This window comes from Helicobacter suis (assembly GCF_902196125.1).
In the GTDB taxonomy this organism is placed as follows: Bacteria; Campylobacterota; Campylobacteria; order Campylobacterales; family Helicobacteraceae; genus Helicobacter; species Helicobacter suis_B.
Map to the genome: position 1 here is coordinate 41,652 of NZ_CABIKG010000012.1, position 11,624 is coordinate 53,275.

The following is an 11,624-nucleotide window of genomic DNA, read 5'->3' on the forward strand; positions in this document are numbered from 1 at the left end:
AAACCTCCTATTCTTGCTCCTCCTTACGGATTTGCTTAGATTTCTTTTTATCTTTTTTCCTTGATTCCCTCTTAGCTTTTCTTTTGGCTTTTGCCTCCATGCGCTCTTTAGCCAACTCTTTTTTATAGGCTTTCTTAGCCTCTTTAGACTCTTTGGCTCTCTCTTTAGCGCTAGTGGAGTCTAAAGACCTTTCCTCTTGTTCTTGCTTCTTAGAAAGACCGGGCATAATGGATTGCTTTTCCTCTTTAATCTCTTTTTTGTACTCTTTCTCTAAGGTCTTTTTTTCTTGGCTAGTTTTGGCATTCTTTATGTCTTTTTTAAGCTCTTCTTTATCCTCTGTTTTGACATCTTTAATTAGTCTTTTTTCTGATTGTTTGCGCAATAAAGCATCATAATAGGCAAAATAACGGGTGGCTCTGCCACCTGCAAAAAGTTTACCAAGAGTGCCCCGGTCAATGCCTTCTACGCGTGAAAAGAAAGGGGTATAAGTACGGCCTACTTTTGAGGTATCTAGTGGGCTAGATTCTAAAATAGCAAAACTCTGGCAATCAAGAATACTTAGCCGGTTAGTGCTAACAACAAATAACAAACCCACGCTATAAATATCACAGGCTTTGCGCACAACCCTAACCGTAGGATCAAATCCATTTAAAAAAGTCATGAGCAAATCTGAGCTAATAAAGTTGATGTCTGGATAGCTATCTTTAACTTTCTCGTATGTATGCAAATCTGGAGCGATTAAAAAGGCTTGGTTATTAAATTCACGAAAGATAGCCAAATTCCCCTGTTTAGGCGTCATTCTTGGGGTGGGCAAGTGGCGCTGTTTCATAACATTAAAAGGGCCATACTTACCAAGAGCCACCCCATCTTGGATTGAAAATACCTCTACATTAGCCACGATAACGCTATAATCTGTTAGTTTGGCTAAAATATACCCACTCTCCCCTACTTTTAAATCATAGGCCTGAAAACGCACTATCTTTCTTATTTTATCTACTGAATCAATATCAATTTTTAAGGGTTCACTCCAACTTTGTGCATGCAACACCCCCCAAAAAATCAAAACCCCCACAAAAAACCTTTTAAGCACGCTTATCCTTAAAATATTGCTCAAACCACAAGAGCGCATACCCTAACCCAACACTCTTACAAATTTGTTCATTTGCCATAAATGTCTTGTACTCTTCTAGTGGCAAATAAACTAATTCAATATCCTCTGTGTCAATTCCTCCGCCCTTATGTTTGTAATGTTCCTCTCCAATGCTGGCAAAAAACATCGTTTGTTTGCTCCCGCTAATACCAGTGGCCGCATAAAAGACCCCGATTTTTTGTAATATCTGGGGTTCAACAGCATACCCGCACTCCTCAAATATCTCCTCGCAAGCAATTTGTTCTAAACTTTTATTAGCCTTGTCTACTAATCCTGCGCATAATTCGTAGGTATAACCATCTACACTTTGCCCTGCGTATAAACAGGCGTTAACAAAAACAGCAGGCCTAAATTGTTTGACTAAAAGCAGGCTTTGTTTTTGGGTATGGTAGAGCAGAATAGAAACACTATCATGGACGCGCACCATGTCCCAACTTTTAGCCACCCCATTTTCCTCGTATAAAATCCGCTTTGGCTTAAAATAGGGTGAGTGGGGGCAATCAACAACTTGGATTTGATCGTAGGCAATCATTTAATAATCAACTTCATCGGTTTCTTTCTGGGCATATTCAAAGGAAATTGCATCTTCTAAGAGAGTTTGATAAGGTTTAATCGCTTGGCTAAAGAGTTGCTTTTTATGGCCGCTAAGCTGGCTTTTAGCCGTGCGGATACGCCCAAGTGGATCAATAGGGCGATCGTTTTTATACACACCAAAATGTAAATGCGGTCCTGTGCTAAGACCTGTGCTACCCACTTTGCCAATCACCTGCCCCCTTCTGACATAAGCATGCAAGTGTAACCCTCTTGCAAAGGCGCTCATATGGGCATAAACTAAACGCAAATCACTGCCATGTTTGATTTCAACCGTATTCCCATACCCGCCTTTATAGCCCTTAGAAACCACATAGCCATCTGTAGCAGCTCTAATTAAACTCCCCCTTTTAGCCGCATAATCTACACCATAGTGGGGGCGAATTTGTTTAAGAATGGGGTGCATGCGCCCTAGCGAAAACCGTGAAGAAATACGGGAGTAGTGCACGGGAGTCTCTAACAAAAATTCTACTACTTCTTTCCCTTGCGTATCATAATACTTGCCATTGTAAGCAAAAACATAGTGGCTATTCTTATGAGTTTCTAGCATGGCTGCTTTGATACTAGGATAGCCAAAGGGTTTATTAAGGCGGTATTTACGGGTATAAACAATGGCGAGTTGATCGCCTTTAATCACGGCGCGCTTAAGATTGATTGTTTTTTTATAAATCCCAATGAATTCTTGGGCTAATTTAATATCACCGGTAGCTTTTAAAATATCTTGATAGGGGGAGTGTTGTATACGCATAGAAAAAACTTTTTGTGCGCTATTAAGCACAATGGGGATAAAATCTAGGCGGTATTGGCCGTGATCTTCAAATAAGCGCAACTGTACAGACTCACCTACAGGTACTAATACTTGTAAAAGCTTTCCTTGATCGTCTCTAAGCGTGTAATAGGGGGTACCGGCTCTAATTTCTGTCCCTAATTCTTTATCTTGATAAGATAGGTTGTAATAGATTTTGGCATCTATATGGTTTTTATTTAAAAAGCCAAGCAAGGTCATGCCCTCTTCCCACACCAAACGCTCCCCTACCGCTGCTATCATAAAGCCCGTGCAAAACAACCACGCCAAAACTGCCCTAATCACCACAACACTTCCTTATTTTGAATTTTATTTTTAATCAAGCTAGTAAGTTGTAGTATACAATAACTTCTTTAAAGCTTATGGAGGCGTGCAATGGAAAAGTCTGTAGAAAAATCTAGATTTGAACATGTGTGGTTAACACCTACCCTTGTTTTTTCGCTCTTTTGTTGTGTTTTAGCGGTGATGGTGATTTTTGCGTTTAGAGGTTCTGACTGCGCTTTTTCTGCTTCAGAAGGGTTTAAAAAGTCATCTACAACCACTAAGGAGTTGCGCAAAGAACTAATCAAACGCATGATGTACATGCAATAGCTTAATATTTTTCAAGTTTGGCCGATCTGGGGTTTGAAATTTTGCTAGGAAGGAGCTTTCATGGTTGAGTCTGTAGGAAATAGTCCCTCTTTCACTCCCACTCACTTAAAAAGCAATGTTGTGCAAAACTCTTCTTCTACACAAGCTTCTAAATCAGAGGCGCATGAAAATAACAAGGCAGAGCAGATCAAAAAGGCGATTGAAGAGGGGAATTACAAAGTAGACACGGAAAAAACAGCCCATAAAGTGGCACAAAATTTGCTTGGTTAGGGCGATACCAAGCGCTTCTTAAGAGTTTAAGGCGCTTTGGATCAATCTAGCCAAAGGGTCTTACATGCTTTATCACTATCTCCAACAATCTTTAGAGGATCTCCAAACTCTTATACAACTCACCACCCAAGACTTAGAGGACATTCATAAGGCTAACCACGAGGCCATTTTTGCGCGCAATGCCACTAAGAAAGAACGCATCGCCTCTTTTGAAAATTGCAAAAATCTCTTTGATCAAGAGATGTTAAAACTCATGCAAAAGCATCCGGGCAAACCCTTAGCCGAATTGCTAGATGAAAAAGGGAGCGCGCTTTTAAAACAGATGCGCCAATGTCTTAATGAACTTAAAGAGATCAACGCGGATTATGCGCGCATTGTCTTTGCCGTTTCAGAGTTTTACTCCACTTTGATGCAACAAATTGTGCCCCATGAAAGTGTGGGTTATTACAACAAACAAACCATCGCAAGTAGCTTTTTACAAGTACAGGCTTAAGGGAGTTTTTCATGGGCGGTATTCTTTCCTCGCTTAACACCTCTTATACCGGCTTACAAGCCCACCAAGTAATGGTAGATGCAACGGGTAATAATATTTCTAATGCTAACGATCCCTTTTATAGCCGCCAAAGAGTGATCGCCACACCTCAAAGTACGCTCATGTACACTAACCGCAACATGAACATGGGCGTTAATGTCCAAAGTATCCAACGCGTACATGATGATTTTGTTTTTGCTAGATACACCCGCGCTAACCAAGAACACGCCTTTTATAGCACCCAGTTTGATAATTTGCGCGAGGTTTCCTCTTATTTTCCGGATATGGACGAGGTGGGGATTCACAAAGATTTAGAGGAGTATTTTAACGCGTGGAAAGATTTAGCTAAAAATGCCAAAGAACCCGCCCAAAAACAGGCTTTAGTCCAAAAAACCAAAACCCTTACCCAAAATATCCATGATACCCGTGCGCGGGTGGTGGCTTTGCAAAAAAAGGCAAGCGCAGAACTTGTTAGCACGATTAAAGAAGTCAACCGCTTAGGGTCTGAAATTGCTAATATCAACCGCCATTTAAAGGAAATGGAAGATCCAAAAATGCTTAAACAAGCTAATGAACTTAGAGACAAGCGCGATCAATTAGAGTTTCAGTTAAAAGAGCTCATCGGGGGGAGTGTTTTTAAAAAGCATATCCAAACTAATTCTATTAATGATATTAAAGTAGCCGATTTTGATGATGGGTATGTACTCAATGTGGCCAATGGGTTTAATATTGTAGATGGGGCTATTTTTCATCCTTTAGTGGTGGAGGAAAATAAGAACGAAAACCGGCTAGCTCAGGTGTATTTTAGGGGCGATGATTTTAAGGTGGTTAATATTACCGATCGTATCCAAGAGGGCAAAGTGGGGGCTTTAATGGGGATTTATAATGATGGCTCCCATGGCACCACTAAGGGTAAATTACAGGTTTATGTAGACGCGCTAGATACTTTTGCTAAAGGCTTAATTGAGTCTACAAATGCCATTTACGCCCAAAGTGCCGCACACAATATTGAGGGAAAAGTGATGGATTTTGAAGGCGATGAAGTCTTGAAAGATACCAACCACAATATTAAGGTGGGCAGTTTTGATCTTATCGCCTATAACACAGATGGGCAAGTCATTACTAAAAAAACCATTAAAATCACCCCTATTACCACCATGAATGATGTGATTAAGCAAATCAATGCTAACACTGATGATAATAATGATAATAACACCACAAATGATTTTGATGACTACTTTGTCGCCCATTATGATAACAAGGCTAAGCAATTTACTATCCAGCCTAAAAACGCCTCTGAAGGGCTTTTTGTCTCTATTAAAGATCATGGCACTAACATCACTGGAGCTTTAGGTCTTAACCCTTTTTTTGAGGGCAGCAATGCTAGAGATATAAAAATTAATGAGGCTTACAGACGCGAGCCCACTACCTTAAGACCTTGGCTAGCCCCTATTCATGGTAACTTTGATGTGGCCAATATGATGCAACAACTCCAATATGACAAGGTGGACTTCTACCAAAATAAGTTTAACGATAAACCCATGACTATAGAGGAGTACTACCAATTTGTAGTGGGCAAGATCCACACAGAGGCCGAGCATGCTAAAAACACACTAGATAGCAAGGAAGCGGTGTTGCATGTGGTTAAAAAGGAGCAGGAGGCTATCTCTGGAGTGAATAGCGATGAGGAAATGGTCAACCTTATTAAATTTCAAAGCGGCTATGCGGCCAATGCTAAAGTCATCACCGCTATTGATCGCATGATTGAAACTTTGTTGGGGATTAAAGAATAAAGGCCATCACACCGCCTTAATGCTAAATATTTGCAACAAGCTTATTGGTATTTAGGTTTGCTCATGTCAGTTATAAGAATAAACAAATTCATAGCTTAGTCTAGCTAGTCTGTCTTTATAAGAAACATAGACCGCCTTGATTTTATAATCCATCACATCAGAAAGAAGTTGTATAAAACCGGGTCGATCTAAGGTCATGCCGCTTTTAATATCAGAGTAGATTTTATCTACAGATATGCCTTTAGCATTCAAGAAAGCAAGATTATTATCCATTTGATTTTGCAAGTCTTGTTTTTGTTTGTTAGTGCTCACTCTAGCATAAATCACATTTAGCCTTTGATCCTCTATACCAGCAAGCGCATAAACATTATTATCGTTGTACTTATAATAGCCATTAGGCTCAGTTTTTACCCGTATCTTTCCGCTTTTAACATACTTCCAAAGGGTAACACGGGATATTTTTAAAATCTTTAAGACTTCGCTAGACTTCATTTAAGTATGTTTTCCATGATCTGTTTTATTATTTTAGGGTACAAAATTCCACCAGAATGAAAGGGTAAAACCTGATCTTACCTTTTAAGTAAACTCTATGGCTACCTTTTTGTCTAGCAAAAGCAAAGCCGTTTTGCAATAGCAGTTTTTCAGCTTCTTTTGCAGTGAGTCTAGGAAAATCAGCCATTAATAGTCACTTCAATAGGAACTATTGCTGCATTTTTATTAGAAATAAGAGCTAACTCATCAGTTTCTAGACTCTCTAAATAGAGTTCAATAGCTTCTTTTATGTTTTTTAGAATTTCTTCGTAAGTTTCCCCTTGCGACATACAACCTTGTAAGGTAGGAACATAGGCAAAATACCCAAATTCATTTTTTTCAATAATGGCGTTTAAAAGTATAACACTGCCTTTTGAATTTCTTATAATTACATACAAAAAATCTTAAAATGCGCAAAAAATAACATCTAAAACTTCTTAAACTTTAACTATGCAAGTTGTAAACTCACCGATTGGACAAATTAGCGGCATTGACGGGCGAACTTTCAACATTGAGCCTAAAGTTTATAAGACGCTTAAGGCTAATAAAATAGACTTACCTATTGAGCTAGATCATACAGGCCCTGCTATTGACTGGGTTAAAAATTCTAGTTTAATGCTTAAGGGCGATCAAATTTTAGGGTTTGCAGATTTTAATAATGCCGGTCAAGCCGCGCTAAAAGATCGGAGCTATCGCTACCTTAGCCCAACTTAATGGTATAAGTCTTAGGCTCTGCTGCACTAAATAACATGCTACTTCCCTGTATAATCTCTTTATCATCAATACTAAAGCTATCGCTAGAGTCTTTAAGCGTGCTAAAACCCCACACCTTTACCGGGTGATTAGGCAAACTTTCTAAACTTTGACTAAAAACTTGGATTGTTTCGCCTCTCCAACTAGATTATTAAAGCCTTCAAGTTCCTTTGTTAGGTTTTTCAAACAATCCTCTAGTAGGCTAGTGTTACTATCCATGCCAATTAGATTTATGGTATTAATCACATCATTTGCATGATTACTTATTGCTCCGCCATTATTAGATTGCCCACAACTTGTAAAAAGCTCACATAGGTATTTGCTCTATTGATTGCGGCATTATCTTTTAGGCTTTTGATCATGCTAGCACACTGGATAAGGTTATGGGTCGTGTACAGGTACACCAAAAAATAGGGATTTGAAAGATTTTAGATTCAAGATATTTAGGTGTGTAGGTTAAGCATGCCTTTCTCTTTCATATACTGCTTTAGTTTTTCCTTATCTTTCACTTCGTCAAAACCTTTAATTACTATATTACTGGTCCCCCTTGTTTTGTGGTGGGAGTTAATAATATTCACAAATTCTTCAAAGTCCTTGTTATTACATAGTTCAGAAAGCATAGTTTGATCTAATTCATCTTTGGTTTTAGCTTTTAAAAGTACTTTGCTACCCTCTATGTCCGTCAGATTAAGAAGAATTACCCCTATCCCAAAACTGGTGTTTAATCGTGTGAGTAATTCCATGATTTTATTTTGATTATCATCCATCTTTCCTACTACCAAATAACCCTCATGCGCCCATGAACTATTGCTAATGGCTTGAAAGTAATATTCACGGCAATCACTCAAATTCTTGATTTCTTTTTTAAGCTCAAAAGAGACCAATGTAAAAGGTTCTTTATTAAAGTGGGCTATAAATTCCTGTAAAGCCTTATTATCAAGATTTTCATAACTAAACTTTACACCCACCATATCTGGATGAAGCCATTCGTGTTTACCCTTTTCCTTGCCTTTTTCTGATTTTGCACCACCTTTTGTTGTAGTGTGATTGATAGTTTTTGCGGATAAACCTAACTTGTTGTAGGCAAAATACGCTAAAAGCGGGTGTAAGTCTCTCTCATTATAATCTTTTGATGGTGTAGTGGTCTTAGTGGCACTTTTAGTAGGATCTTTTATAAAAATCTGCGTGTTCTCCTTGTTTGTATCCCACTCTTTTAAAGCGATAGTGAGGTGTTTAGCTTTAACTCTTTTAAAAGGTAATTCTTCATTGTGATCACTTTTAAGCGCTTCATCAACAGAATTTCGAACACCATTTTTACTTATAGTAAATCTTTTTACTAATTCTTCGGTAACAAGGTGTTTTTTCGACTCGTCTCTTTCCCAGGTTGTTCGGAATTTTTCATTATATTGCTTACAGATTTCCAAAGGTTTCAAAGGTTCTCTGACTGCTTCAAGTACAGCTACTATAACAGCCTTAGTGTTTTCATTCATTCCCTTATTCTTCATTGACTATTCCCGGGTAAATAAAAAGTTATTGATATAAAATAAATAACAGACCTGATTGTACCATACATGTTAATAATATCTTTGTTAAAAAAGTTTAAAATTCAGTGAGGCGGTAGTTGATCACTACACCACCAAAACACTATCTTTACACACTATCTAGTTTGTATATATGCTAAAATGTTACAAAATTTTAAAAAATAAGGTTAGATAGTATGTATTCATGGCTACCCTATGCTTTGGGGATTATCTTTTTGCATGTCTTAGGGGTGGGTTTGTTAGTTTTAGCAAATGAGCCTCATTTTTATTCATTGGCCATGACGGCTTATCTACTTGGCTCCAGACACGCCTTTGATGCCGATCACATTGCCTGTATTGATAACACAATCCGCAAACTCTCCCAACAAAAACAAAATGCTATGGGGGTGGGTTTTTACTTTTCTATGGGGCATTCTAGTGTGGTGATTTTAAGCATTGTAATTAGTGCCTTTGCGCTCCACTGGTTTGAAGAGCATGCGCCCGCTTTTAAAGAAATAGGGGGCATTATAGGAACTTTGGTTTCTGGTCTCTTTTTAATCATTGTAGGTCTATTAAATGCCTTTATTTTAATAGATTTATTTAAGGTATTTAGACAGCAAAATAAGCATTACAATCAAGAAGCCTTAGAAGCCCTGCTACAAGAAAGAGGATTAATGAATCGCTTTTTCAAACCCTTATTTGTCTTTATTTCTAAAAGCTGGCATATTTATCCTATCGGCTTTTTATTTGGGCTGGGTTTTGATACAGCTAGTGAGATCGCGCTTTTAGCCCTATCAGGGGTTGCACTTAAAACAAGCATTATGGGTATGCTCGCTTTGCCTATTTGCTTTGCTGCTGGCATGAGTTTATTAGACACTTGCGATGGGATTTTCATGGTTAAAGCTTATGATTGGGCATTTAAAACACCTTTGCGTAAGATTTATTACAACATCACTATCACAGCTTTAAGTGTACTAGTGGCTCTAGCAATTGGGGGTGTGGAACTCTTCCAAGTTTTAAGCCAAAAGATGCACTGGGAGTTTAATGGAGTACTAGGGTATTTACAAAACCTAGACTTTGGCTATCTTGGCTATTATCTAGTGGGCATGTTTGTGCTGGTTTGGGCAATTTCTTATGGGATTTGGCACTTTGGGAAAATTGAACAAAAATGGGGGCAATTTACTAAAACATAGAACTATTTTACAATCACTCTTTAAACTCCAAAGCCTGTAAGGCTGGCATGCTTAAGCCTGCAATACCTTCTAATGACCCATAGGTATGGCTTACATGGAATAAAATCTGATCGATTTGTTTTTCCCGTTTAGCCCAGTGTTTTTGCATGGCTTGCTTTTCTTTTCTCAAATCCTCTTGCATCTGTAAAAAACTCTCCACCATGCCCTGTACATGGAGATTAAATTCTGTACTTGTTAAATAATTGTAAAGCAAATATGCCTTATCTGCTTTATCTTCTTGACTCTTTTGTACTAAGGCTATCTTCTCTACCATGGCACGCAAAAGTACACTTAAACCTTTAAATTCCTCAAAAGTACACACATAAACCCCCTCCAATAAACCCATTCTCTCCATCTGCTTAGGTAAGATAGCACTCACCAAAACCCCCACCTCAGCCCCCTCTGATTGCATGTCTTCTTTAAGTTTAGTGATCCACTCTTTATTAAAGTTCTTTGTATTTTTGCTTTCATAGCAAATAGTCCCGCAAAAAAGCCCTTGCCTTGTATAAACCTTATGCAAACAATCCGCACCCCTTTGACCCTTTTTAATATCCTCAATGCTATCTAGGGGAAAATGAACGCGCAAATACTCTTCAATAACCCGCTCTTGTGCCTCACCTTGGAGTTGCTGAGAAGTACTCTCAGCGCGCTTTTGTATTTCTAATGCACTCTGTTTAAGCTGGTTGATCTGCTCCTCTTTTTCTTGGAGTTTAATCTCATACTTAGCTTGGAGTTGCTGCAACTCTGTATTTAATTGTACAGCACTTTGTGCCTCTATTGCAACGCGCATCTCCTCTTTATCTCGTTTTAATTTTTCATTTTCAGCCTGCAGAGTGTGCATTTCTTTTAATTGGTTAGATTTTTCTGTATTTTCTTTTTGTAAAAGAGCTAAAGCCTCCTCTTGTTCGTGCTTAACTTTCATACGGATAGAATTATATAGTTCTGATCGTTCTTTCTCTAAGGCTTTAGCTACGCCCTCTTGCACCTGTTTGTTAAGAGATTTTTCTTTCTCTTCTAAATTTTTAAAAGCTTGCTTGTATTCTTGTCTTTTAGCCTGTACTTCTTGTTCAAAATGGGCTTTTGCTTCTACTAAAAAATCGCTTGCATCAATGGATTTATGACAATGTGGACAGATCAAGTTTTGCATTGTGTTTCTCTAGTTATGGTACCAAAAGTCGGACTCGAACCGACACGGAGTTGCCTCCACCAGATTTTGAGTCTAGCGTGTCTACCAATTCCACCATTTTGGCTCTTTTAGCTTTTTACCTGTGAAAACTCAAATTAAACCGCCTTGAAAGGGTTGTGGTTTGAAAAAACCTTTTCTTATAAAAAAGTTGCGGTTTTCTATTTGTGATCTTTCTACAAGGCTTAAAAACTTATGAGAAAACCTTCGGTTTTCTGGTGCACTGGGCGAGAGTTGAACTCGCACGGGTTGCCCCACCACCCCCTCAAGATGGCGTGTCTACCAATTCCACCACCAGTGCTCACCCCCTCCTTTTAAGCTTTAGGCCAAGAATGGGTTACTATAAATAGCCACGATTGCAAAAACCAAAGTATAGATCACCTGTGCCTCAATCATAGCCATAGCAATAAACATGGTGGTGAGCAACTTACCGCCCACACCAGGGTTACGCGCCGTGCCCGTGATGGCTGCAGCAGCTGCATTACCCATTCCAATAGCACCCCCGCAAGCCGCAACGCCCAAGCCCACTACCGCACCAACAACAGAATAGGACTTAATCATATCCGTTCCGCTTATATCCGCTCCAAAGACCAGCCCTACCGCTCCTAAAAAGAAAAGCACAAGAAACTTCATGGACTCAACAACCTCGCTCAACTATTAAAATTTTCACAAG

The 11,624-nt window shown here is 38.8% G+C and carries 15 protein-coding genes, 2 tRNA genes and 1 pseudogene; 5 read left to right on the top strand and 13 right to left on the bottom strand.

The window, feature by feature from the left end; all coding sequences use genetic code 11:
• Window positions 1-7: 7 nt before the first annotated feature.
• The 4 genes from G6Q00_RS05850 to G6Q00_RS05865 all read right to left on the bottom strand — a co-directional run bounded on the left by G6Q00_RS05850 (window position 8) and on the right by G6Q00_RS05865 (window position 3,130).
• Complete coding sequence (locus G6Q00_RS05850) at window positions 8-1,090, bottom strand: plasminogen-binding N-terminal domain-containing protein (protein ID WP_240331015.1); 1,083 nt, start codon at window positions 1,088-1,090, stop codon at window positions 8-10.
• Window positions 1,083-1,682, bottom strand: a complete 600-nt coding sequence (locus tag G6Q00_RS05855; RefSeq protein ID WP_163532396.1) for an NUDIX domain-containing protein — start codon at window positions 1,680-1,682, stop codon at window positions 1,083-1,085. Before G6Q00_RS05855 ends, G6Q00_RS05850 begins: the two co-directional genes overlap by 8 nt.
• Complete coding sequence (locus G6Q00_RS05860) at window positions 1,683-2,834, bottom strand: peptidoglycan DD-metalloendopeptidase family protein (RefSeq protein ID WP_163532397.1); 1,152 nt, start codon at window positions 2,832-2,834, stop codon at window positions 1,683-1,685.
• Between the two features lie 65 nt (window positions 2,835-2,899).
• Window positions 2,900-3,130, bottom strand: coding sequence for a hypothetical protein (locus tag G6Q00_RS05865; protein ID WP_163532398.1), 231 nt, complete (start codon window positions 3,128-3,130; stop codon window positions 2,900-2,902).
• Between the two features lie 67 nt (window positions 3,131-3,197).
• Between G6Q00_RS05865 and G6Q00_RS05870 the strand changes: the two genes are divergently transcribed.
• From G6Q00_RS05870 to flgK, 3 genes are all read left to right on the top strand, one after another.
• Window positions 3,198-3,407 carry a flagellar biosynthesis anti-sigma factor FlgM gene (locus G6Q00_RS05870; RefSeq protein ID WP_163499433.1) on the top strand — a complete coding sequence of 70 codons (210 nt, stop codon included), beginning with the start codon at window positions 3,198-3,200 and terminating at the stop codon, window positions 3,405-3,407.
• 64 nt (window positions 3,408-3,471) lie between these two features.
• Window positions 3,472-3,900 (top strand): hypothetical protein, encoded by a 429-nt coding sequence (locus G6Q00_RS05875; RefSeq protein WP_163532399.1) that lies wholly within the window; start codon window positions 3,472-3,474, stop codon window positions 3,898-3,900.
• Between the two features lie 11 nt (window positions 3,901-3,911).
• Window positions 3,912-5,732 carry a flagellar hook-associated protein FlgK gene (gene flgK / locus G6Q00_RS05880; RefSeq protein ID WP_163532400.1) on the top strand — a complete coding sequence of 607 codons (1,821 nt, stop codon included), beginning with the start codon at window positions 3,912-3,914 and terminating at the stop codon, window positions 5,730-5,732.
• Window positions 5,733-5,798: 66 nt separating this feature from the next.
• Here flgK and G6Q00_RS05885 read toward each other — a convergent pair whose 3' ends face one another.
• The 3 genes and pseudogenes from G6Q00_RS05885 to G6Q00_RS05895 all read right to left on the bottom strand — a co-directional run bounded on the left by G6Q00_RS05885 (window position 5,799) and on the right by G6Q00_RS05895 (window position 6,625).
• Window positions 5,799-6,224, bottom strand: coding sequence for an IS607 family transposase (locus G6Q00_RS05885; RefSeq protein ID WP_240331016.1), 426 nt, complete (start codon window positions 6,222-6,224; stop codon window positions 5,799-5,801).
• Window positions 6,221-6,411 (bottom strand): annotated as a pseudogene (locus G6Q00_RS05890) (type II toxin-antitoxin system HicA family toxin). Before G6Q00_RS05890 ends, G6Q00_RS05885 begins: the two are co-directional and overlap by 4 nt.
• On the bottom strand, window positions 6,404-6,625 hold the full coding sequence (locus G6Q00_RS05895) for a type II toxin-antitoxin system HicB family antitoxin (protein WP_163532415.1): 222 nt from the start codon (window positions 6,623-6,625) through the stop codon (window positions 6,404-6,406). Before G6Q00_RS05895 ends, G6Q00_RS05890 begins: the two are co-directional and overlap by 8 nt.
• 88 nt (window positions 6,626-6,713) lie before the next feature.
• Between G6Q00_RS05895 and G6Q00_RS05900 the strand changes: the two genes are divergently transcribed.
• Complete coding sequence (locus tag G6Q00_RS05900; RefSeq protein ID WP_163532401.1) at window positions 6,714-6,977, top strand: hypothetical protein; 264 nt, start codon at window positions 6,714-6,716, stop codon at window positions 6,975-6,977.
• Here G6Q00_RS05900 and G6Q00_RS08600 read toward each other — a convergent pair.
• Both G6Q00_RS08600 and G6Q00_RS05910 read right to left on the bottom strand, forming a co-directional pair.
• The gene (locus G6Q00_RS08600; RefSeq protein ID WP_240331017.1) at window positions 6,964-7,113 is read right to left on the bottom strand and encodes a hypothetical protein; all 150 of its coding nucleotides are present in this window, start codon (window positions 7,111-7,113) and stop codon (window positions 6,964-6,966) included. The genes G6Q00_RS05900 and G6Q00_RS08600 overlap by 14 nt on opposite strands.
• Before the next feature lie 346 nt (window positions 7,114-7,459).
• Window positions 7,460-8,506: an HrgA protein gene (locus tag G6Q00_RS05910; protein WP_163532402.1), complete on the bottom strand. Its 1,047-nt coding sequence runs from the start codon at window positions 8,504-8,506 to the stop codon at window positions 7,460-7,462.
• A gap of 227 nt (window positions 8,507-8,733) precedes the next feature.
• Between G6Q00_RS05910 and G6Q00_RS05915 the strand changes: the two genes are divergently transcribed.
• Window positions 8,734-9,729 (top strand): HoxN/HupN/NixA family nickel/cobalt transporter, encoded by a 996-nt coding sequence (locus G6Q00_RS05915; RefSeq protein ID WP_163532403.1) that lies wholly within the window; start codon window positions 8,734-8,736, stop codon window positions 9,727-9,729.
• 13 nt (window positions 9,730-9,742) lie between these two features.
• Here the strand turns inward: G6Q00_RS05915 and G6Q00_RS05920 are convergent, their stop codons facing one another.
• The 4 genes from G6Q00_RS05920 to G6Q00_RS05935 form a co-directional block, all read right to left on the bottom strand.
• Window positions 9,743-10,915, bottom strand: a complete 1,173-nt coding sequence (locus tag G6Q00_RS05920; RefSeq protein ID WP_163532404.1) for a DUF2130 domain-containing protein — start codon at window positions 10,913-10,915, stop codon at window positions 9,743-9,745.
• A 16-nt stretch (window positions 10,916-10,931) separates the two neighbouring features.
• A tRNA-Leu gene (locus G6Q00_RS05925) sits at window positions 10,932-11,018 on the bottom strand.
• 149 nt (window positions 11,019-11,167) lie between these two features.
• Window positions 11,168-11,252: transfer RNA gene (locus G6Q00_RS05930), tRNA-Leu, on the bottom strand.
• A 20-nt stretch (window positions 11,253-11,272) separates the two neighbouring features.
• The gene (locus G6Q00_RS05935; RefSeq protein WP_163499441.1) at window positions 11,273-11,584 is read right to left on the bottom strand and encodes a F0F1 ATP synthase subunit C; all 312 of its coding nucleotides are present in this window, start codon (window positions 11,582-11,584) and stop codon (window positions 11,273-11,275) included.
• Window positions 11,585-11,624: the final 40 nt, after the last annotated feature.